This window comes from Burkholderia cenocepacia (assembly GCF_014211915.1).
GTDB classification, from domain to species: domain Bacteria; phylum Pseudomonadota; class Gammaproteobacteria; order Burkholderiales; family Burkholderiaceae; genus Burkholderia; species Burkholderia orbicola.
Genome location: NZ_CP060040.1, coordinates 488,243 through 510,454, shown reverse-complemented (window position 1 = coordinate 510,454; position 22,212 = coordinate 488,243). Strand labels below are relative to the sequence as shown.

General features: G+C 68.2%; 19 protein-coding genes and 1 pseudogene. 4 read left to right on the top strand and 16 right to left on the bottom strand.

The window, feature by feature from the left end; translation table 11 throughout:
* Window positions 1–15 precede the first annotated feature (15 nt).
* The 4 genes from glnQ to SY91_RS18815 form a co-directional block, all read right to left on the bottom strand.
* On the bottom strand, window positions 16–744 hold the full coding sequence (glnQ, locus tag SY91_RS18830; RefSeq protein ID WP_006486238.1) for a glutamine ABC transporter ATP-binding protein GlnQ: 729 nt from the start codon (window positions 742–744) through the stop codon (window positions 16–18).
* A complete protein-coding gene (gene glnP, locus SY91_RS18825) occupies window positions 741–1,448 on the bottom strand; it encodes a glutamine ABC transporter permease GlnP (RefSeq protein ID WP_011547981.1) in 708 nt (235 codons plus the stop codon). Before glnP ends, glnQ begins: the two co-directional genes overlap by 4 nt.
* Before the next feature lie 15 nt (window positions 1,449–1,463).
* Window positions 1,464–2,216, bottom strand: coding sequence for a glutamine ABC transporter substrate-binding protein GlnH (gene glnH / locus SY91_RS18820; protein ID WP_012338385.1), 753 nt, complete (start codon window positions 2,214–2,216; stop codon window positions 1,464–1,466).
* 507 nt (window positions 2,217–2,723) lie between these two features.
* A complete protein-coding gene (locus SY91_RS18815; RefSeq protein ID WP_023476518.1) occupies window positions 2,724–6,263 on the bottom strand; it encodes an ATP-binding cassette domain-containing protein in 3,540 nt (1,179 codons plus the stop codon).
* A gap of 118 nt (window positions 6,264–6,381) precedes the next feature.
* Between SY91_RS18815 and SY91_RS18810 the strand changes: the two genes are divergently transcribed.
* Window positions 6,382–7,329 carry a LysR family transcriptional regulator gene (locus SY91_RS18810; RefSeq protein ID WP_027805305.1) on the top strand — a complete coding sequence of 316 codons (948 nt, stop codon included), beginning with the start codon at window positions 6,382–6,384 and terminating at the stop codon, window positions 7,327–7,329.
* Window positions 7,330–7,374: 45 nt separating this feature from the next.
* Here SY91_RS18810 and SY91_RS18805 read toward each other — a convergent pair whose 3' ends face one another.
* Entirely contained in the window at window positions 7,375–7,746 is a 372-nt protein-coding gene (locus SY91_RS18805) for an MAPEG family protein (protein ID WP_023476519.1), read from the bottom strand.
* Window positions 7,747–8,048: 302 nt separating this feature from the next.
* Here SY91_RS18805 and alr point away from each other — a divergent pair, with 302 nt between their 5' ends.
* Window positions 8,049–9,170: an alanine racemase gene (alr, locus tag SY91_RS18800; protein WP_023476521.1), complete on the top strand. Its 1,122-nt coding sequence runs from the start codon at window positions 8,049–8,051 to the stop codon at window positions 9,168–9,170.
* A gap of 246 nt (window positions 9,171–9,416) precedes the next feature.
* Here alr and SY91_RS18795 read toward each other — a convergent pair whose 3' ends face one another.
* A complete protein-coding gene (locus tag SY91_RS18795; protein WP_023476522.1) occupies window positions 9,417–10,211 on the bottom strand; it encodes an enoyl-CoA hydratase in 795 nt (264 codons plus the stop codon).
* Between the two features lie 187 nt (window positions 10,212–10,398).
* A complete protein-coding gene (locus SY91_RS18790; protein ID WP_023476523.1) occupies window positions 10,399–11,829 on the bottom strand; it encodes an MFS transporter in 1,431 nt (476 codons plus the stop codon).
* A gap of 137 nt (window positions 11,830–11,966) precedes the next feature.
* Between SY91_RS18790 and SY91_RS18785 the strand changes: the two genes are divergently transcribed.
* Entirely contained in the window at window positions 11,967–12,857 is an 891-nt protein-coding gene (locus tag SY91_RS18785) for a LysR family transcriptional regulator (protein ID WP_023476524.1), read from the top strand.
* A gap of 21 nt (window positions 12,858–12,878) precedes the next feature.
* Here the strand turns inward: SY91_RS18785 and SY91_RS18780 are convergent, their stop codons facing one another.
* From SY91_RS18780 to SY91_RS18745, 8 genes and pseudogenes are all read right to left on the bottom strand, one after another.
* Window positions 12,879–13,337 (bottom strand): DUF3592 domain-containing protein, encoded by a 459-nt coding sequence (locus tag SY91_RS18780; RefSeq protein WP_023476525.1) that lies wholly within the window; start codon window positions 13,335–13,337, stop codon window positions 12,879–12,881.
* A 143-nt stretch (window positions 13,338–13,480) separates the two neighbouring features.
* Window positions 13,481–13,846 (bottom strand): response regulator, encoded by a 366-nt coding sequence (locus SY91_RS18775; RefSeq protein WP_006486240.1) that lies wholly within the window; start codon window positions 13,844–13,846, stop codon window positions 13,481–13,483.
* A gap of 36 nt (window positions 13,847–13,882) precedes the next feature.
* Complete coding sequence (locus SY91_RS18770; protein WP_043887651.1) at window positions 13,883–14,848, bottom strand: chemotaxis protein CheX; 966 nt, start codon at window positions 14,846–14,848, stop codon at window positions 13,883–13,885.
* Window positions 14,849–14,873: 25 nt separating this feature from the next.
* Window positions 14,874–15,455 (bottom strand): hypothetical protein, encoded by a 582-nt coding sequence (locus SY91_RS18765; protein WP_023476526.1) that lies wholly within the window; start codon window positions 15,453–15,455, stop codon window positions 14,874–14,876.
* Complete coding sequence (locus tag SY91_RS18760; protein ID WP_043887659.1) at window positions 15,452–16,180, bottom strand: methyl-accepting chemotaxis protein; 729 nt, start codon at window positions 16,178–16,180, stop codon at window positions 15,452–15,454. Before SY91_RS18760 ends, SY91_RS18765 begins: the two co-directional genes overlap by 4 nt.
* Window positions 16,181–16,202: 22 nt before the next feature.
* The gene (locus SY91_RS18755; protein ID WP_023476528.1) at window positions 16,203–18,590 is read right to left on the bottom strand and encodes an MCP four helix bundle domain-containing protein; all 2,388 of its coding nucleotides are present in this window, start codon (window positions 18,588–18,590) and stop codon (window positions 16,203–16,205) included.
* A 400-nt stretch (window positions 18,591–18,990) separates the two neighbouring features.
* A pseudogene (locus SY91_RS18750) lies at window positions 18,991–19,398 on the bottom strand (type II toxin-antitoxin system VapC family toxin).
* Window positions 19,395–19,637, bottom strand: a complete 243-nt coding sequence (locus SY91_RS18745) for an antitoxin (protein ID WP_023476529.1) — start codon at window positions 19,635–19,637, stop codon at window positions 19,395–19,397. The pseudogene SY91_RS18750 and the gene SY91_RS18745 overlap by 4 nt, the downstream one beginning before the upstream one ends.
* A gap of 257 nt (window positions 19,638–19,894) precedes the next feature.
* Here SY91_RS18745 and SY91_RS18740 point away from each other — a divergent pair, with 257 nt between their 5' ends.
* Entirely contained in the window at window positions 19,895–20,578 is a 684-nt protein-coding gene (locus SY91_RS18740) for an alpha/beta hydrolase (RefSeq protein WP_023476531.1), read from the top strand.
* 65 nt (window positions 20,579–20,643) lie between these two features.
* Here SY91_RS18740 and SY91_RS18735 read toward each other — a convergent pair whose 3' ends face one another.
* The gene (locus SY91_RS18735) at window positions 20,644–22,149 is read right to left on the bottom strand and encodes an amino acid permease (RefSeq protein ID WP_023476532.1); all 1,506 of its coding nucleotides are present in this window, start codon (window positions 22,147–22,149) and stop codon (window positions 20,644–20,646) included.
* Window positions 22,150–22,212 lie beyond the last annotated feature (63 nt).

Genomic DNA, 22,212 nt, shown 5'->3' with positions numbered 1-22,212 from the left:
AAGTTTCGGTTCCGTTCAGGATACGTGTTTCAGGAATTCCTTCAGGCGCGGCGTCGGCGGCCGGTCGATCAGGTCGACCGGATGGCCGTCCTCGGCAATGCCGCCCTGATCCATGAACAGCAGCCGCGTGCCGACCCGCTTCGCGAAGCCGATCTCGTGCGTGACGACGATCATCGTCATCCCTTCGGTCGCGAGATCCTGCATCACTTTCAGCACTTCGTGGCGCAGCTCCGGATCGAGCGCCGAGGTCGGCTCGTCGAACAGCATCAACCGCGGCCGGATCGCGAGCGCCCGCGCGATCGCGACGCGCTGCTGCTGGCCGCCCGACAGCTCCGACGGGTAATGATTCGCGCGCGATTCGAGGCCGACCTTGTCGAGCAGCGCCATCGCCTGGTCGCGCGCGTCGGCGCGCGACGCGCCGCGCACCTGGATCGGCCCGAACATCACGTTCTCGAGCGCGGTCATTTGCGGGAACAGGTTGAACTGCTGGAACACCATGCCGGCTTCGAGCCGGATGTTGCGGATCGTCGTCGCGTTGCCGCGCACGCTCTGGCCGTCGACCAGCAGCTCGCCGCCGGTGATTTTCTCGAGCGCGTTGATACAGCGCAGCATCGTCGACTTGCCCGAGCCCGACGGGCCGACCACGACGACCACCTCGCCCGCGTCGATCTTCAGGTCGATGTTCTTCAGCACCGGCACGTGGCCGAAGCTCTTCGACACGTTCTGGAATTCGATCATGCTCATAAGATACGCATCCTCTTCTCGACGATCCGCAGCGTCAGCGTCATCGCGCCGGTCAGTATCAGATAGATGACGGCCACCGCACTCCAGATCTCGACCGCCTGGAAATTGCCCGCGATGATTTCCTGCCCCTTGCGCGTCAGTTCGCCCACGCCGATCACGATGAACAGCGACGTGTCCTTCAGGCTCACGATGCACTGGTTGCCGAGCGGCGGAATCAGCCGCCGGAACGCCAGCGGCCCGACGATCTTCAGCAGCACGCGCGGCATCGACAGGCCCATCGCGAGCCCCGCCTCCGTCAGCCCCTTCGGGATCGACAGCAGCGCGCCGCGCACCACTTCCGCGAGATACGCGCCGGAATTCACCGTGATCGCGATGATCGCGGCCGTCAGGCCGTCGATGCGGATATGCGCGAGCAGCGGCAGCGCGAAATACAGGAACATCACCTGCACGACGATCGGCGTGCCGCGAATCAATTCAATATAGACCTGTGCGAGCACGTTCATCGCCTTCGGTCCGTATGCGCGGAACATGCCCGCGATCATCCCGACGATGAAACCGCCCACCAGCCCCAGTAATGCGATGAACACCGTCAACCGGACCCCGTCCATCAGGTCCGGCAACGCCGCCCAGATCGCCGACCAATCGAAATTCACTTGTCGCTCCCCGTTCGATTCAAGACCGGCGCGGCCACCCGGCCGCGCCATGGCGCGTGGTCACGCTCACATCTTCGGCGGCTCGGCGCCGAACCACTTCTTGTAGATCTGCGCGTAGCGGCCGTCGGCCTTGATCTTCACGAGCGACGCATTGACCTTCGGCACGAGTGCGCTGCCCTTCGGGAAGCCGATCCCGTACTTGTCGCCGCTGACCGGCTGGCCCGCGACCTGCACCTTGCCCTTGCCTTCGTTGTTCACGAAGAACAGCACGTTCGGCGTATCGTGCATCGCCGCGTCGACGCGGCCGGCTTCCAGCGCGAGATAGGCCTGGTCGATGTTCGGGAACTGACGGACCTCCTTCGGCTTCAGGTGCGCCTTGATCCAGTCGATCGTCGCGGTGCCCGTCTTCGCGGCGATCACCTTGCCGTTCAGGTCGTCGATCGACTTGATCGACGTATTGCCGGCTTGCACCATCGCGGCGAGCCCGCTGTCGTAGTACGGCGCGGAGAAGTCGATCGCCTTCTTGCGCTCTTCCTTGATGGTCATCCCGGACAGCGCGACGTCGATGTTCTGCGTCTGCAGCGCCGGGATCAGGCCCGCGAAATCCATCGGCTGGATCGTGTATTTCCAGCCCTGGTCCTTCGCGATCTCGGCCCACAGGTCGAGATCGAAGCCGACGTACTTGTCGCCCTGCTTGAACTCGAACGGCATGAACGACGTATCGGTCCCGACGACGAGCGTCTTGGTGTCCGCGTGCGCGAGGCTGGCGCCGAGCGCGGCAGCAACCGCGACGGCTTTCAGGAAGGAACGGCGACTCATGGCATTTCTCCGCATGGTTGAGCGATGTAACCGGCCGGCTGGCCGGGGAACGACGACATCAAGCCGCACCGCAACATGCGATGTTGAATTAGACCTTAGTGCAACAAGTGTTGTCAATGGCGATACTACGACAACAAAAAAGTCCGCAACAAATAAATGCATCGAGGCAAACCCGCGGCGCGCGGCGCGGATAGATCGGAGGAAAGCGGCGGCGGGGGGCGACATGCACGGGGCGGGCGTGCAGGCGGGCTCGAGGCAAAGGGCTGAAGGGAAGGTTGCAGCGGCTGGCGCGGGCCGGCACGACGGCCGTCCAGCGCAACGCGTGCGGCAGGATGACGACCGCGCCATCGCTGCCCGCACATCGGTTTGCGCGGACGGCCGGCGATTCAACCAGCCGCCTCGGCGGGACGACCGTGGGCGCCAGGCCGGCAACCGCCGGCGCGGCTCAACGCAGATTGCGGAATTCGCGCGGCATCGCCGAACGACGGCGCACCGATGCCGCGCCGCTCACGCCGCGACTCCGCTCGCCTGATGCGACACGAGCCGCGCATACGCGCCCTGCCGTGCCAGCAGCTCCGCGTGGCGGCCGGCCTCGATCACGGCGCCCTGCTCCATCACGAGGATCAGGTCGGCATTGCGCACGGTCGACAGGCGGTGCGCGATGATGATCGACGTGCGCTGCGTCATCAGGTCCTCCAGCGCCGCGCGGATCTGCTGCTCGCTGATCGTGTCCAGGTGCGACGTCGCCTCGTCGAGGATCAGCACCGGCGCATCCTTCAGGAACGCGCGTGCGATCGCCACACGCTGGCGCTGGCCGCCCGACAACTGCACGCCGCGCTCGCCGACGCGCGTCGCGAGCCCGTCCGGCAGTCGCGCGACGAAATCGCCGAGCGCCGCGTGGTCGATCGCGCGCTGTACGTCCGCATCGGACGCGTCGTTCGCGGCGAGCCGGATGTTCGCCTCGAGCGTGTCGTTGAACAGATAGGTGTCCTGCGCGACGAGCGCGATGTGCTGCCGCAGGTCGTCGAGCCTCAGATCGCGCAGATCGACGCCGCCGAGCGTCACGCGGCCCTGCTGCGGGTCCCAGAAACGCAGCAGCAGGCTCGCGACGGTCGACTTGCCGGCGCCCGACGCGCCGACCAGCGCGACCGTGCTGCCGGGCGGCACCTCGAAGCTCACGCGGTCGAGCGCGGGCACGCTGCGCCCCGGATACGTGAACGACGCCGCGTCGAACCGCACCGCCGGATTGCCGGGCATCGCATGCGCGCCGTCGGTCACCGTCACGGGTTCCTTCTCCAGCGCGCGCAAGCGGCGCGTCGACGCGATCGTGTCGGCAAGCTGGCGCGCAACCTGGCCGATTTCGGCCACCGGCATGAACGCGGCCACCGCGACCAGCACCAGCAGCGGCAACGACTCGCGCGGGAACCCGCCGCGTGCGCACAACCACGCGCCGAGCGCCGCGACCGCCAGCCCGCCGAGCCCGCTGGCGACTTCCAGCGCGGCGCTTTGCGTCGACAGATCGTCGAGCAGCTTCGCGCGCTGCCGGCGATACGCGTCGACTTCGGCCACGAATGCCGCGCGCCGGCGCGCGATCGCCTGGAACGCGGTCAGTTCCGCGAGGCCCTGGATCGTTTCGGTCAGATGCGCGCCGAGTTGGCCGAGCGCGTCGCGCGCGCCGGTGCCGAGCCGGTCGACGTCGCGCCGGGCCAGCACGGGCGCGAGCCCGGCCCACAGCAGGAACGGCAGCAGCACGAGCGCGAGCGGCCATGCGACCGACGCGAGCAGCACCAGCACGCCGGCCGGCACGAGCACCGCGACGAACGCGGGCGCCAGCGTATGCGCATAGAAATATTCGACGGTCTCGACGTCCTGCGTCGCGAGCGACACGAGATCGCCGGAACGGCGGCTTAGCAGCCCGGCCGGCGCGAGCCGTTCGAGCGTCGCGAACAGCGCGATGCGCATTTCCGCGAGCAGCCGGTACGCCATGTCGTGCGCGAGCCACGATTCGAGCCAGTGCAGCACGGCCGCGACCGGCGCGATCACGAGCAGCGCGGTCACCAGCCCCGTGCCGACGTGACCGCTCGGCACCGCGCCGACCACCCGCGCGCCGAGCACGCCGACGCCGATGAACGCGAGCACGCGGCCGATCCCGAACAGCACGGTCAGCACCACCTTGCCCTTCCACGGACGCACGAAGCGCAGCAGGGTCTGCAACGTTTCCGGCCAGCCGATCGTCGCCGCGTCGTCGTTCAGCGGCCGCACCTGCGGGCCCGACGACGCGCGGCCGGTCGTGCCCGCCGCCGCCGTCGCGCCGACGGACTCGGCGACCGCTTCCAGTTGCGGCCCCATCAGGCGGCGATACGGGCCGTCGCGCGCGATCAGCGCCGCATGCGTCCCTTCGTCGACCACCTGCCCCTGGTCGAGCACCAGGATGCGATCGGCGCCGATCACGCTGGACAGCCGGTGCGCGAGCACGAGCGTCGTGCGCCCGCGCGTGAGCCGGTCGAGCGCCTGCTGGATCAGCGCTTCGTTTTCCGCATCGACCGACGACAGCGCCTCGTCGAGCAACAGGATCGGCGCATCGCGCAGCAGCGCGCGGGCGATCGCGATGCGCTGGCGCTGGCCGCCCGACAGCATGAGCCCGCGTTCGCCGATACGCGTCGCGTAGCCGTCGGGCAGCGCCGAGATGAAGTCGTGCGCATTGGCCGCGCGCGCGGCGGCGATCATGTCCGCGTCGCTCGCGTCCGGGCGACCGAGCCGCAGGTTGTCGGCGACGCTGCCGTCGAACAGCGTCGCATCCTGCGCGACGACCGCGATCATCTCGCGCACCTGGTCGGCATCGAGCGTGCGCACGTCGCGGCCGCCGATCCGGACCGCGCCGCCCTGCGCGTCGTGCTGGCGCAGCAGCAGGCGCACGATGGTCGACTTGCCGGCCCCGCTCGGCCCGACGATCGCGACCGTCTCACCCTCGCGCACCGTGAAGCTCAACGCCGCATGGGCATCCGCGCGGCGCCCCGGGTACGCGAAGCTGACGCGATCGAACGCGATCTCCGGCCGCAGGCCGGGTACGCGCGGTGCGTCGACGGAAGGGGCATGGCTGCCCGCGTCGAGCAGCGCATGGATCGCATTCGCCGCCGACTGGCCGATCATCCCCTGATGCAGCACCGCGCGCAGGTCGCGCAGCGGCCGGAAGATCTCGCTGCCGGCCATCAGCACGATCAGCAGCGCTTCGAGGCTCATGTCGCCGTGCCGCACGCGCCACGCGCCCACCGCGATCGCCGCGGCCGCGCCGAGGCCGGTGCCGAGATCCGTGAAGAGCCGCGTCAGCAGCCCGAGCGCGAGCACCCAGAACGTGCTGTCCGACAGCGCGCGCGCCTTCGCGGCCAGCTTCGCGCCGAACGCGGTGCTCTGCCCGAACGCCTTCAGCGTCGGCAGGCCCTGCACCGCGTCGAGAAACTCCTCGCCGAACGCCTTGAACGCAGCCGAACGGGCGAGCGCCGCGCGCTTGTCCGCACGATGCACGAGCTGCGGCAGCGCGAGTGTGACGAGCGCCGCGACCAGCAGGACCGCGGCCGTCGGCACGTCCCACCACGCGAGCACCGCGAAGATCATCAGCGGCGCGCACGCGGCGATCGCGAGCTGCGGCAGGTAGACGCCGAAGAAGGTCTGCAACTGCTCGACGCCGTCGACGACGGCCAGCATCACGCCGCCCGTGCGTTCGCCGCTGAACCATGCGGGGCCGAGCGCGGCGATCCGGTCGAACAGCCGCGCGCGCAGCGTGGCCTGCACGCGGCCGGCCGTGTGCTGCGCGAGCACCGTGCGGCGATGATCGAGCCATGCACGCAGCAGCACGCAGGCCGCCGTTGCAACGACGGCTTCGCCGATGCCGCGCGCCGGCGCGCCGGAAAAAACCAGCGCCAGCACGCGGCCGAGGAATACGAAGCGGAGGATGCCGACACCCATCGCGAGCAGCCCGAGCGCGACGGCCGCCGCCACCCGCCAGCGCAATCCCGCCATCATTGCCCATAGTCGTCGGTCGAAATACATGAAGCCTCCGGTCGGTGTTTCGTTGCGTTTTTCTTGACCGGATCGAGGCTACCCGCGCCGCCCGCACGCGGCAAAAGATGATTTTTCAACGGGTGTTGAGTCAACTACAATACCCCGCATGTCGCACCTTCCTCCCCTCAGCGCACTGCGAGCTTTCGAGGCGGCCGTCCGCCTCGGCGGGTTCGCGCGCGCGGCGGTCGAGCTGAACGTGTCGACCAGCGCGGTCAGCCACCAGATCCGTTCGCTCGAGGAATCGCTGGGTGCAAGGCTGCTCGAACGCAGCACGGGGCTCGGCGGCATCAGTCTCACGCCGGCCGGTACGCGCCTGCTGCCGGCCGTCAGCGATGCGCTGTCGCGTCTCACCGACGCGTGCGCCGAGATTCGCGGCACCGCGCAACGGCTCACCGTATCCGCCAACGCGCCGTTTTCGTCGATGTGGCTCGCACGCCGGCTGGCGGAATTCTCGTCGCTTCATCCCGACACCCCGCTGCATGCGGTCGTGCTCGACGACGAGCCGGATTTCGCGCGCAGCGGCGTCGACCTCGCGATCGTGCACGTGCCCGCGCACCGGCTGCGCGCCGACGACGACGTGCTGATGCGGGAAACCGTGTTTCCGGTCTGCAGCCCCGAGCTGTTTCCGTACGCATCGGGGTACGTCTGCCGCTCGCGGCTGCTGCAGGAGATGCACGAGGACAGCCCCGAGATCGACTGGCGCAACTGGGCGGTGCATTTCGGCTTGCCGGACGACTTCGACACGAAGATCGTCCGTTACAGCAGTTTCAGCCAGGTGATCGGCGCGGCCGTGGGCGGCGCGGGCATCGCGCTCGGCCGCGTGCCGCTGATCGAGCCCGAACTGCGCAGCGGGCGTCTGGTGCCGCTGGTGCCGGGCCTTTCGCGCGATGCGTCATGGCGCTTCGTGTTGCGCCGCCATCCGTCGACGCGGCATCGGCTGCTCGATCCGTTGATCGCGTTCCTGCGCAGCGAAGCGGACGCGCCGCCGTTCGTCTCGAAGAAGGTTGCGCCCGCATCCAATGACAGTCACGCACGAGGCGCGGGCGGCGCCTGACGAGAGCCGGCATGCCAGGCCGCCCTCGGGTGGCCCGCGGGCCGCTTACGGCGTGGCGAAGAACAGCGCGACGATGCACGCCATTCCGCCGAACCACACGAGCGAACGCAGCGACGCCCAGTTCAGCAGGTACATCAGCGCATAGACGATGCGGATCGCGACGAACGCCATCGCGAGCTGGTCGACGCGATGCACGTTCGCGCCGTTGTGCCATGCCACCACCAGCGCGGCCGTGAACAGCGCGAGCGCTTCCCACGAATTCTGATGGGCGGCCTGCGCGCGGGCACGCCAGCCTTCGAGCTTCGCCAGGTAATCGCGCGGCGCGCGGTTGTCGTAACCCTTGCGGGCCTTGGCGAGAAACGTCATCGGGAACGGCAACAGCGCCACGATGAACAGGCACAGCTGGGACGTCGTCATCAAAGTCTCCCCCGTTATGATTACATTGATCAATGACAAGATCGCCGAGAGCTTAGCATTGCGCCGTGCCGTTCGCGCACCGGTTTTCTAGACGGGAGACTCGGCCGCGCAGGCCGCCGGGGAAGGCGCCCAGGCCGCGACGACACCAAAATTTCCACCAAATCGTCGATAAATACGTTAATTAAAACTGGTCGAACACCAATAAGATAGCGCTCGACACTGGCTTGACGCGCCATCGCGCCAGCCGGCCGTTTCCCTCCGCGCCGCCGTGCGCCGAACGACATCCGACCCGAGCCCTTGCCATGCCCCGTCCCATCGTCGCCCATATCCGCCCCGACGCCGTCCGCCACAACCTCGACTTCATCCGCCGCACCGCCGCGCAATCGCGCGTGTGGGCCGTGGTCAAGGCCAACGCGTACGGCCACGGCATCGAACGGATCTACCCCGGCCTCGCGGCCGCCGACGGCATCGCGCTGCTCGATCTCGACGAAGCCGTGCGCGTGCGCGAACTCGGCTGGGACAAGCCCGTGCTGCTGCTCGAAGGCGTCTTCGAGCCGGCCGACGTCGAGCTGGCCGATCACCACCGGCTGACGGTCGCCGTGCACTGCGACGAACAGCTCGACCTGCTGATCGCCGCGAAGCCGCGGCAGCCGATCGACATCCAGCTCAAGATGAATTCCGGGATGAACCGGCTCGGCTACCGGCCGGCCGCGTTCCGCGCCGCGTGGGAACGCGCGGCGAGTGCGCCGTCGATCGGCAGGATCACGCTGATGATGCATTTCGCGAACGCCGACGAAGGCGAGGTCGACTGGCAACTCGACCAGTTCGACGCGACCACGGCCGGGATTCCGGGCGAGCGCTCGGTGTCGAATTCGGCGGCCGTGCTGTGGCATCCGCGCGCGCACCGCGACTGGGTGCGGCCCGGCACGATCCTGTACGGCGCGTCGCCGACCGGCGCGGCGCGGGATATCGCCGACACGCCGCTGATGGCCGCGATGACGCTGACCAGCAAGATCATCGGCGTGCAGACGCTCGCGCCCGACGAAACGGTCGGCTACGGCCGCCGCTTCACGGCCGACCGGCCGATGCGGATCGGCGTGGTCGCATGCGGCTACGCGGACGGCTATCCGCGCCACGCGCCCACCGGCACGCCGATCGCGGTGGACGGCGTGATGACGCGCGTCGTCGGCCGCGTGTCGATGGACATGCTGACCGTCGACCTGACGCCGTGCCCGAACGCGGGCATCGGCTCGCGCGTCGAGCTGTGGGGCGACCAGGTGAAGGTGGACGATGTCGCGGAAGCCAGCGGCACGATCGGCTACGAGCTGATGTGCGCGCTCGCGCGCCGCGTGCCGGTCGTGATCGTGCCGCCCGGCGCGGCGAGCGTGCAGCCGGCGCTGCGGACGGGCAGCTACGGGCGCTGACCGGCGTCGCTGCGGCGGTGCGTCGCTGCGGCGGTGCGTCGCTGCGGCGGTGCGTCGCTGCGGCGGTGCGGCGGTGCGCAACCGCGTCGCCGCGCATGCCGTGCGACTTACCTGCGGGCTGCCTTGGGCGGCCCGTCTGCGTTTATGGCGACCCGCCGACGCGCACCAGCGACGATGCGGTACGTCGTTGCGCGTTGCACACAACGACGAGAGACGAAGCGCTCCCCGCCCGCCTCCGTCAACGCATCACGAACGCCACGTCGGCTTCCGCTTCTCGAGGAACGCGTCGATCCCTTCGCCCGCATCCTCTTCCATCATGTTGCGCGCCATCACGTCGCCCGCATACGCATAGGCTTCGTCGAGCGGCAACTCGCGCTGACGATAGAACATCTGCTTGCCATAACGCACCGCGGCCGGGCTCTTCGCGACGATCTCCGCGACCTTGCGCGCGACGGCCGCATCGAGCGCGTCCTCGGGCACGGCTTCGTTGACGAGCCCCCACGCGGCGGCCGTCGCCGCATCGACGAAGCGCCCGGTCATCAGCATGTCGAACGCGCGCTTGGCCGCGACGTTGCGGCTCAACGCGACGGCGGGCGTCGAGCAGAACAGCCCGACGTTGATGCCCGATACCGCGAAGCGCGCGGTATCGGCCGCGATCGCGAGGTCGCACGCGGCGACGAGCTGGCAGCCGGCCGCCGTCGCGATGCCGTGCACGCGCGCGATCACCGGCACCGGCAACGCGCGCATCGCGAGCATCACGCGGCTGCACTGCGCGAACAGCGTGCGGTAGTAGTCGAGTTCGGGCTTGCCGCGCATCTGTCGCAAGTCGTGCCCGGCGCAGAACGCCTTGCCTTCGGCGGCCAGCACGACGCAGCGCACGTGCGGATCGGCCGCCAGCGTGTCGAACGCATCGTGCAGGGCCGCGAGCATCGCTTCGGACAACGCGTTGAACTGCTGCGGGCGATTCAGGCGCAGCGTGACGACGCCGTCGTGCGCGTCGCGCAACAGGATCGGCTCGGCAGTCTCGTGAATGGGTTCCATGGTGTTCCGCTCGACGGGGTTCGGCAGGTTTCGCGGCGAGGCGAACGAGCGTCCATCGCGCCCGCCCGCTCGCGGCATGTCGAGGAAATGGTCCTCCACATTCCGCACGGCGTCCAGCCGCGCCGCCGCATGCGCGTGCGTGGCGGCCTGCAGGCCACGGCGCAACGGGGGCGATGCCGCGCGAGCGTCAACGCCCCCGTTGCGCGGCTTCCGCACGGCCGGCAGCCCTCGCCGCCAGCGCGGCAATCGCGTAGGCGACACCCCCGAGCGCCGCGACCGCCCACAGCGCATCGGTCAGATCCGGCAACAGGATCGTCGCGGCGCCTGCGACGGCCACGCCGAGCAGGCTGCCGGCCTGACGCGCCGCGTTGAGGAACCCGGATGCCACACCGGCCGCGTCGGCAGGCACCTGTTCGAGCACCGTCGCGATCATCGGCGCCACCGACAGCGCGGTTCCGGTACCGAATGCGGCCATGGCCATCCAGACCACCGGCCACGGCGCATGCAGCGCGAGCGCAAGCGCGATCGCCGGAACGGCCAGCGCCGCCATCGCGAGGCCGTTCGCCATCAGCGTGACGGGGCGAACCCGGCCATGCAGCTTTCCCGACAGCAGGTTGCCGAGCGACAGGCTCAGCGCGAACGGCAACAACGTCATCCCGATCTGCCGCGCGCTCATGCCGAAGCGCCCGTGCAGGTACAGGCTCAGCACGAACAGCAGCCCGAAGTAGCCGACATAGACGAGACTGCCCATCAGGTTCATCGCGACGAACACGCGATTGCGAAACCACGCGAGCGGCACCATCGGATGGCGGGCACGCCGCTCGACGGCGACCAGCACGACGGCCGCGAGCACGGCGATCAGCAGCGCGCCCCGGACCTCGGTGGCGCCGGCGCCGCGCGTGGGCAATTCGATCACCGCGAAACACAGCGCGCCGAGCGCCGCCGCACCGACGCACTGGCCGGCCCAGTCGAACTGGCGCACCTCCCGCGCGGCCGCTGCCCGAACCAGCGCCGCCGCGCCGGCAAAGGCGACGGCACCGGTCGGCACGTTGATCAGGAACGCGCTGCGCCAGCCGAAATCGTCGACGAGGATGCCGCCCAGCACCGGCCCCACGGCGACCGCGACCGACGCGATGCCGGCCCACACCGCGATCGCCCGCGCCCGCTCGGCCGGCACGTCGAAGGTGCTGCGCACGATCGCGAGCGACGCGGGCAAGAACAGCGCGGCGCCCATGCCCTGCGCGAAACGCGCGGCCACGAGGAGCGCCACCGACGACGCGACGCCGCACGCCGCCGATGCACCGACGAACAGCGCCAGCCCGGCGAGATACACGCGCTTCGCGCCGAACCGGTCGGACAGCGCGCCACCCGCGAGGATCAGCGCGGCGAAGCTGAGCGTATACGCGTCGACGATCCACGCGAGTTCCGCGACCGTCGCGCCGAGGCTCGTGCGCATTGCCGGCAGCGCCACGTTGACGATCGTCGAATCGAGCACCGCCATGAACATGCCGACCGCGACGAGCGCCAGCGTCAGGCGCTGCTCGCGCGCCGTCGGGCGGCTCGGCGCGGCCAGCGGAACGGTGGAAACGGGGACGGAAACGGAATGGCAATCGGACATGACACCTCCAGGCAGATGCCCGGAGTCTAGGACCCGGCGCGCGATGCGGAAAAGTGATAATTTCGCATTGACATGATGCAGATCTGCATCACCGATTCCCGTCCGCCGCCGCTTGCCCGATGACACAATCGATCCGTATGAACTGGGACAACGCCCGCTTCTTCCTCGCGCTGGCGCGCACCGGCACGCTGCGCGGCGCCGCGGCGCAGCTGAACGTCGATCAGGCAACGGTCGGGCGCCGGATCGCCGCGCTCGAGGACGAACTGTCGGCCCGGCTGTTTCTGCGCACGCCGTCCCTCTATGTGCTGACGACCGCCGGCGAAGCGCTGCTCGAACCGGCCGAAACGATGGAACGCGCATCGCTGACGATCGAACGCCGCGTGATGGGGCTCGACGAGCAACTGGCCGGGTCCGTGCGCATCGCCACGACCGACACGCTCGGCAAGCGTTTCGTCGTGCCCGCGATCGCCAACTTGCGGCGCAGGCATGCCGGCATCGACGTCGTGTGCGTGACGTCGGCGCAAATCACCAACCTCACGCGCCGCGAAGCGGATCTCGCGATTCGCACGTTGCGGCCGGAATCGCCGGACCTGATCGTCAGGCGGCTCGGGCATCTCGAAACGGGCATCTACGCATCGCGCCGCTATCTGGCCGAACGGGGCGAACCGGTCGCGGGCAGCGCGTTCGACGGACACGATCTGGTGATGTATCAGCAACCGGTGGTGCCGACGATGTGGGACGCGCTGTGCGGTGAACCGACTTCACGCGGCCGCGTGATGTTCCAGACCTCGTCGACGATGATGCTGGTGGAAGCCGCGCTGGCCGGGCTCGGCATTGCGGAGCTGCCGTGCTTCCGCGCCGACACCGAGCCGGATCTGGTGCGGCTCATGCCGCAGCGGTGCAATCATTTCGACGTGTGGCTCGTCGCCCATGCCGATCTCTACAAGACCGCACGCGTGCAGGCGGTGATCGAAGCCGTCGTCGACGAATTCGCGACGGCGGCGAGCGCGACGACCGCCGCCCGATAACGCGGGTTTCAGGCTTCCGCGTCAGCGCACCGAGGGGGTTCTCCCGCTGCGCGAGGCACGCACGCCCGACCACACCTGACCGACGCCGACGGCGAAAAAAACCATACCCATCGCGCCGATGGTCAGCACGGTGCCCCAGATCGCGCCGAACGTGTTCATCCGCGCGGTCGTCCTCGGCGCGTCCGGCGCGTAGCGCACTTCGACCGTCGCGCCGTCCTCGACGCTGACTTCGCCGCCTTGCGCATAGTCGACCTGCTCGCCCGCGAGCGTCGTGAACGTGATCTCCGGATGATGCGGGCCTGCGTTCAGCTTGACCACGCGCCCCGGTACGACGACCGAGGTTCGCAGGAATTCGCGTGTCGACTGCGCGTACAACGCAGTGCCGGTCAGCATGCACGTGCCCACGATGGTAAAAACGATGCCCTTCGCGATCCGCCACTCGATGTGCTGCGCAGCGGGTCGCCCGATTTCGGATGCCATCTGCTTCGTTCCGCTCCTGATGTTCGTCAATGCCGGGCATGCGGCGCATGATGCGCCGCCACGCCGCCCTCGGCATCCGGCAGGATACGGACATCCCGGCACGCTGTAAATTGCGTACGCAAGCGGCTCGCCGGCCGCGCGCGTCAGCCCGCGAGCTTCTTCAGCGCGTCGAGCACCGCATCGCCCTTGAACGGCTTCACGATCCAGCCCTTCACGCCGGCGGCCTTGCCGCGCTCCTTCATCGCCGGGCTGCTTTCGGTCGTCAGCATCACGACGTTGACCGCCGTGTTCGCCAGTTCGCCGCGAATCTTCTCGACCATCGTCAGGCCGTCCATGTTCGGCATGTTCACGTCGCTGATCACGAGACGCACGCCGGGCGTCGCCTTGAGCTTCGCGAGCCCGTCCTTGCCGTCGACAGCCGTCGCGACGTCGAGCCCGTGATTGCGCAGGAAGCCTGCCACTTCGTCGCGCACCGTGCCCGAATCGTCGACCACCAGAATCTTTGCCATGTCGTATTCCCCTTTCGTCGTTGCTGACTTCAACATTCAAAACAGTTCGAGTTCGCCCGCCTCGACCATCGGCCCGACGTCCTGCACCGATTCGCGGAAATCCTCCGGCGACCAGCTCAGGCTGAACACGAAACGCTGGTCGAGACGGACCGAACGCCCCGATGCCGGATCGGTCATCCGGTACTTGAAACAGAGCTGCGGACAGTCGCCGCCGAACGAGATGAACTTCTGCTTGTGATTGACGACGAGCGGCACCTGCACCGGATGGCGCGCCAGCGCCTCGGCGTCGCCGAGATAGCGGTTCTTGAACGCGCCCCACACGAGGTTGGTGAGCTCGCCGAGCACGCTGTTCACGTCGCGGAAATCCGGCGCGCGGCCGCCGTCGCCGTCGCGCGTGCCGCCGAGCATGTCGAGCAGCGGCTGCTCGCTCGTCTGCAGCAGCATGTAGCCGCGGCACCATGCGCTTTCGAGCGCGATCAGGCTGAACACCTCGCCGAAGATGATCTGGTCGCGCACGATGCACGGCGTGTCGTGCTCGATCGTCATGCCCGGGAACAGGCTGTCGATGCGCGCCTCGGTGATCTCCGAGATGCCGCGCACCAGCGCGTTCGGGTAGTCGCGGCCGAACAGGTATTCGTCGATCGCGCGCTCGAGCGGCGTCATGTCGTCGGCGACGTAGGCCGCGCACGCGACCCGCGCGAGCGCATCGGGCAGCCCGTCGCGCGACGCCAGCGATTCGCGGCGCAGGATGATCGGCAGTTCCGGGCGCAGCGCGTCGATCTGCGTCGCGATGATCGCGCTCTCGGCCGGCGAGCCGCCGTAATCCTCGGCCAGCAGGATCGCGCCGAGATCGATGTTCGAGCGCAGCACCTTCAGCAGCCGGCTGCGCCGCACGGTCAGGCCGACCAGGTTGTGCGCGTCGCAGAAACGCTTGATCGCATCGGCGTGCACGCGGCTGTCATCGAGCACGAGCACCTTGCTGACGGGTTGGTCTTCGGTCATCTCATCGATTCCTGAGGGTCGTCGGTCAGAACAGTTCGAGCTCGCCGCCGGTGTCCACCGCGGCCGTTTCCGGCACGTGGAAATCGACCGGCGCGTTCGCGCACACGCACAGCGTCGCGCCGACCCGCACGTCGCCGTCGAGCGTCACGTCGTACGCGGCCACGTAGTCGGGTGCGAGCGCGTGCATGTAGTCGATGCTCGCGCCGCTCAGCAGGTAAGGCGTCGACATCCCGAGATCGGGAAACGGCGCGGTCAGCGCCTGGTTGATCGCGCCGCAACACAGGTTCGCGACTTCCATGAACGCGTCGGTCAGCAGCCGCTGGCTGTTCGTGCCCGCCGTCGTACCGGCGAAATGGCGGCGCGTCGCGTCGTCGTCGCTGAAGCGCAGCGCGAGCAGCAGGCGGAAATGCAGCGCCGAGATCGTCAGCACGACCACATGCTCGGGCACCTTCGGCTTCGATCGCGACTTCGCGTGCCCCCGATCGGGCGCGTCGGGGTCGTGACCGGCGGCCGGCCGGATGTCGCACGCGCCGCCGGCCGCGAGCCGCGTGCGCGCGGCATCGAAGAAGATCCGCTCGAAACCCGCCGTCGCCTGCGCGCTGATCACGCGGCCGCTCCTTCGATCCGCGCATGCAGTTGCCCGGCCAGCGTCTCGACGGTCGCGAGCGCGGCCGTGATCATCTTGCCGCCGGCCTGGATGTCCTGGAACGTCGCGGCCGTCACGAGATCGTTGCGGTTCAGGCTGTCGCGATAGCTGTTCGACAGTTGCTGCGAGCGCGCGGCCAGCCCGCGCACCTCGCTCGCGACGATCGAGAAACCGCGCCCGGCCGCGCCCGCGCGCGCCGCCTCGATCGACGCGTTCAGCGACACGATCGACACGTGCGCAACGATCGCCGACAGCTCCAGGTTCTTCGCGCGCATGTCCTGGTTCTGCGTGGTCAGCGAGATCATCTGCTCGTGCCAGCGCTCGAACGTGCCGGCCAGCCCGCGCAGGCGCGCGGCTTCGTCGGCGATCTTCATCGCGTGCTGCGCGAGCGCCGCACGGTCGGCCGACAGCGCCTGCAACGCGTCGCGCTGCGCGCCGTTCGCCGAGATCTCGCGCGTCAGCGCCTCCCCGAGCTGCGCCTCGCGTCGCGCCCATGCGTCGGCCGCTTCCGCATGCGCGGACGCCGCTTCATCTGCGCGTGCGGCGGCTGCGTCGAGCGCGTCGCGCAACGCGTCGGCCTCGCGCGCCAGCGTCGCGACGAGCCGTTTGCGCATCGCACGAAACACGATCGCCGCCGCCATCGCGACGACCACGCCGCCCGCCAGCGCAGCGGCCATCTGAGTCATCCACGCCTGCACGATCACGCCGTCACTCCGCTGCGTCGATATCCGCGACGCGTGCGCGCTGCGCGTGCCCCGTGCCGGGCGCGGCGCCGTCCGCCGCGAAGCGTGCCGGCAGCGACACGATCGTCTCGAATGCGCGATACGGCGCACCGACGCGATCGTCGGTGAAGCGCAGCGCGATATCGCCGCCGTCGCGCTTCAGGAAGTTGCGCACCGCGTCCATGCCGACGCCGCGCCCCGATACTTCGGTCACCGTCTGCGCGGTCGAGAAGCCCGGCCGGAAGATCAGCTCGGCGACGTCCTCGTCGGACAACGCCGCCTCGTTGCCGGCATCGATCCAGCCGCGCTCGCGCGCGATGCCGCGAATCCGGTCGAGCGCGAGGCCGCGGCCGTCGTCGGCGAGCACGAACCACAGTTCGCCGCCGCCCACGCCGACCGCGATGTCGATCGTGCCGGATGCCGGCTTGCCGGCCGCGCGCCGCGCGTCGGATGACTCGATCCCGTGGTCGATCGCATTGCGCAGCAGGTGCATGAACACGTTCTTCAGCGTCGCGACGATCTCGCTGCGCACGCGCTGGCCGTGGCTGTCGATATGCACGACGGGCGCCGGCTTGCCGAGCTCGGCCGCGAGCGACGGCAGCGATTCGATCACGCCGCCGAGCGCGTCGCCGATCCCTTGCGTGCCGAGCTGGCTCAACATGCGGCGCACCGCATCGCGCGCCGCGTGCCAGTCGGACGCGTTCGCCGGATCGGCGCCGTCGAGCACCCGCAGGCTCTCGCTGATGTGTGCGCGCTCGACCATCAGGAAATCGGCGCCGTTCTGCGCCGGCTCGCCGCTACGGCCGAGCGTGACCGCGTTGATCGTCGCGTAGTGGTCGACGGCCTCGCGTACGCGCGCCAGATCCTCCATCAGCGCGTCGCGGTTCCACTCGGGGCCACTGTCCGCGCGGCGCAGCGACTCGTACGCCTGCTCCGCTTCGTGGACGATGTTCGTCAGATGCTGGAGGCTGTACGTGCGCGCATTGCCCTTGATCGTATGCATGTTGCGGAACAGCGCCGCGACGATCGAATGATCGACGCGCTCGTGCTGGCGAATCATCCGCTCGTTCTCGCTGAGGAAGCCCTTCGCGCTGTGCACGAAGTCGTGGAACTTGTCCTGGCTGATCGACAGAATCTCGCCGATCATCTCGAGGCGGCGCTGCTGTTCGCCGGCCTGCGCGGTCAGCTCGCGGATCTCGGTCACGTCGCGCACGCACAGCATCAGGCGCACCACCGTGTCGGTCTCGTCCGTGATCGCCGACCAGCTCAGGTCGAGCCACTTCTCGCGGCCGTCCGGCATCCGCTTCGCGACTTCGTTGACGAGCAGGTGTTCGTTGAACCCGAAGTTCATGCTGTCCTCGCCGAGGCACGCATGCACGGCCGCGTCGACCTGCGAGCGCGCGTCGGCGCCGATCGCCGAATCGTCGAACACGAGCGCCATCAGGTCGCGGCCGGCGATGTCGTTCGTCTCGAAGATGGTTTCGAGGTACGCCGAATACTCGGCGTGCACGACGCCGCCCTCGACGACGGTCAGGATGCCCTGCTGCATGTTCTGCAGCATCGCCTGGATGTCGGCCGTCTTCTGCTTCAGTTGCGCGGCGTTCTCCTGGATCTTCTCGATCATCCCGTTGAAGGCGACGATCGAATGACCGATCTCGTCCATCCGGCCCACCGGCACGCGGCGCGTGAAATCCTGGCTCGTCGCGATCTCGCTCATCGCCGTCTGCATCCCGATCAGCGGGCGCGTGATCTGGCGATACAGCACGAAGCCGAGCGCGGTCAGCAGCACGATCACCGTGCCGGCAACGCCCGCGATCGCGGTCGCCGTGGTCGCGAGCATCCCGTTCAGCGCGCCGATCGCGTCGTCCTTCTGGCGGTTCTTCTCGACGCGCAGCGTGTCGACGATGCTTTCGAGTTCGTCGCGATACTGCGCGACGTTCGCGAACAGGTAGGCCTGCGCCATCTCGGCCTTGCCGTCCGTCTTCATCTTCACGGTGTCGGCGATCGCCGCGAAATAGTTCGCGGCGCTGTCCTTCGCCTGCGCGACGAGCCCGACCTGCGCCTGGCCGACCGCCGATTTCGCCTGCGCGTCGAGTGCGGCGCGCAGCGCGGCCTGCTTCGCCTTCAGCTCGTCGCGCGCCTGGGCGGCGGTGTTCGCGTCGGGCGCGTAGACGAGCGTCATCGTCGCGATCTGGATGTTCTTCACATCGGCGACGAGATCCGCCGATGCGAGCGCGCTCGGCACGATTCCCTGGGTGACCTGACGCACCTCGGATGCGCTCTTGCGCGTCTGGTACACGGCGTAGATGCCGATCGCGGACAGCGCGAAGAACGTCAGGACGACTAGCAGCGTAATGCGATGACGGATGGTCATGAGTACAGCTCCCCGCAGCGATCCGGGTTCGATCGCCCTTTGGTCTATTGAAAGAATGTGAGCGCCGAATTATCGGGGATGGTGTATGACTGTCCGATGACCGAAAATCAATCGGTCATTGAGGAAAATGAAATGGATAATTGCGCGGGGAAAAGCCTAAAGTTTTTTGTCGGCTTGCCGTTAACTTTGGGCCACCATACCCGGTAAGGATGCGGCGTTCGACGAAGCACAGGAATAGCGGATATTCATTGTTTTATTCATGCCCCGCCAAATCCGTTTTATTGAATGCCGGCAAAACGTTTGCGCATTATCGGCGGGCCGGTTTGTTTTGGTATTTTTTATAATCGTTGCAGTATTCGCCTGGCTGGTTCGTTAATGTCGACCCCGCACGATCGACCGTTCAGCCTTCGCTCGGCTCGGCGAGCCAGTCTTCGAATTGCAGCCGCGGAACGCGCTCGAATTCGCGGACGTTGTGCGTGACCAGCACCAGGTGCCGCGCACGCGCCTACCCTGCGATCAATGCATCGTATGGACCGATCGGCGTGCCGGCCGCGATCAGGTGCGCACGAATTTCACCCGCATGCTGTGCATCCTCGGTGTCGAACGATACGACCTCGAACTGCAGCGCGTCGACACGCGCGACGTTCGCAGCCGCTCGCTGGCTCTTGTACGCGCCGTAATAGAGCTCGTGCGCGACGATCGCCGGGACCCCGAAATCGGCCGGCCGCCAGGCATGCAAACGGGCCAGTATCGCCGGCTCGCCTTTGAGAATGGCGATCACCGCGTTGGTATCCAGCAGGAACTTCATTCGAACACGTCCAGACCCGAGCGCTCCTGACCGGACGGCTGCGTGGTCGCGGCAGCCTCGAAATCGGCGTCCACCGGACCGATCAGCGGTGCCAGCCAAGCCCAGTCTTGCGGCATCGGCTCGAGAATGACGGCCGCCCCATGGCGGCGGATGCGAACCTCGGCCGTATCGAAGCGGAAATCCTTCGGTAGCCGGACAGCCTGCGAGCCGCCATGCTTGAAGAGCTTTGCAGTATTCATCGCTCCATCCTCACGTATCTACAGAATGTATCTATTTTATCAACTGTACGTGAGAATGACGAATCGTCCAATCGGCCTGTCGTCGGCGTATATCCGGGCCGTCCGGCCATGCGTGGCCGCGTGACATCGCGATCCGCTCCGCAACGCATGGTGCCCCGATTCATTCCGCCCAGGAAACAATCAATCCCGCCCCGGCGATTCCTCTCTCGATCCGCCCGCTCTAGACTGTCGCATCGACCTCTTTCCGGACCCACGCGATGACCGACGCCCTGCCGCTGACCACCGATCCCGATTCCGGCCTGCAGTACCGTGTACGCCCGGCCGCCGGCCGTCCCGCCGCCCGCCTGTTGCTGCTGCACGGCGTCGGCGGCAACGAAACCAACCTGCTGAACGTGGCCGACGTGATCGATCCGCGCATCGAAATCGCGTTCCTGCGCGGCCCGCTCACGTTCGGGCCCAGTCAGCATGCGTGGTTTCCGGTGCGTTTCGGCCCGAACGGCCCTGAAATCGATGCCGCGCGTGCGGACGAGAGCCGCGTGCAACTGATCACGCTGCTGCATGCGCTGCGCGCGCGGGATGGCGCCGCGCCCGCGTTGCCGACCGTGATCGCCGGCTTCAGTCAGGGCGGCATCATGAGCGCGAGCGTCGGCCTCACGTCGCCCGGCGACGTGAGTGCGTTCGCCGTGCTGTGCGGGCGCATCCTGCCGGAAATCGATCCGCTGATCGCGCCGCGCGATGCATTGAGCACGCTGCACGCGCTGGTGATGCATGGCCGCTTCGACGACAAGCTGCCCGTCTCGTGGGCGGACAAGGCCGACGCGAAGCTGACGGCGCTCGGCGTCGCGCACGACACGCGGCTGTATGCGGCCGGCCACGAGCTGACCGCGGAGATGGCCGGCGATTTCGGCCGATGGGTCGGTGAGCGCGCCGGGTTGAACTAACTGAATGTGAACCGAACGCACCAGGGGCGCCGGCCCGCGAACGGACCGCCCCCCGGTACATGCCGTCACGCGTTCCGCGCAGGGTCCGCAACGCCACGCACGGATGCAGGCATCGCCGCCGCCCGCTCGCGCTCGGCGCCGCGTTTCGCCAGCTTCCAGCCGATCACCAGCGCGAGCACGACGACCGGAATCGTCGCGATGGTCCACGTGCCGCCCGGATAATCGAACGCCATCAGCACCAGCACGCCGACCAGGAAAGCGAGCGTGAGCCACGACGTGAACGGCGCGCCCGGCATCCGGAACGACACGGCCTTCATCTCGCCGCGATCGACCGCGCGGCGGAACAGGATCTGGCACATCACGATGAAGCCCCACGTCGTGATGATCCCGAGCGACGCCATGTTCAGCACGATCTCGAACGCCTGGGCCGGCACGATGTAGTTGAGCGGCACGCCGATCGCGTTGATCGCGACCGTGATCAGGATGCCGCCGTACGGCACGCCGCGCGCGTTCATCCGCGACACGAAACGCGGCGCCGAGCCGCCCATCGCGAGCGAGCGCAGCACGCGGCCCGTCGAATAGAGGCCGGAATTCAGGCTCGACAGCGCGGCGGTCAGCACCACGACGTTCATCACCGTACCGACGTACGGCACGCCGAGCTTGCTGAAGAACGTGACGAACGGGCTTTCGTGCGCGCTGTACGCGGTCCACGGCAGCAGCATCGTCAGCAGCACGACCGAGCCGACATAGAACAGCGCGATGCGCCACATCACGCTGTTGATCGCCTTCGGCAGCACCTTGCGCGCGTCCGCCGTCTCGCCCGCGGCGACGCCGACGAGTTCGATGCTCGCGTAAGCGAACACGACGCCCTGCACGATCAGCACGGCCGGCAGGATGCCGTGCGGGAAGATCCCGCCGTGATCCGCGACGAGATGCAGCCCCGTCATCTGCCCCGCCACCGGATGGCCGCTCGCGAGAAATACCGCGCCGACCGCGAGAAACACCGCGAGCGTGCCGACCTTGACGAGCGAGAACCAGAACTCCATCTCGCCGAACACCTTCACGCCGATCATGTTCATCACCGACACGATCCCGAGCGCGCCAAGCGCGAACACCCATTGCGGCACGTCGGTGAACACGGCCCAGTACTTCATGTAGATCGCGACCGCGGTGATGTCGACGATGCCGGTCGTCGCCCAGTTCAGGTAGTACATCCAGCCCGCGACGAACGATGCGCGCTCGCCCATGAACTCCCGTGCGTACGACACGAAGCTGCCGCTGGTCGGCCGGTGCATCACGAGCTCGCCGAGCGCGCGCATGATCAGGAACGCGAACACGCCGCACACGAGATACACGAGCGCGAGCGCCGGCCCCGCGCTTTGCAGGCGCCCGCCCGCGCCGAGAAAGAGGCCGGTGCCGATCGCCCCGCCCATCGCGATCATCTGCACGTGGCGTGGCTTCAACTGCTTCGCATAGCCGGCTTCGTGCGACGCGAACATCGCATCGGGGTCGGCATGCACGGCATCCGCGCCGCCGGCCGGGCCGGCCGGGCGCTCGCTGGGGTGTGTCATCGTGAGTCTCCGTTGTTTGTTGATGTGTCGCGCCCCGCTACGGAGGCGCTTTCGGTACGGCTG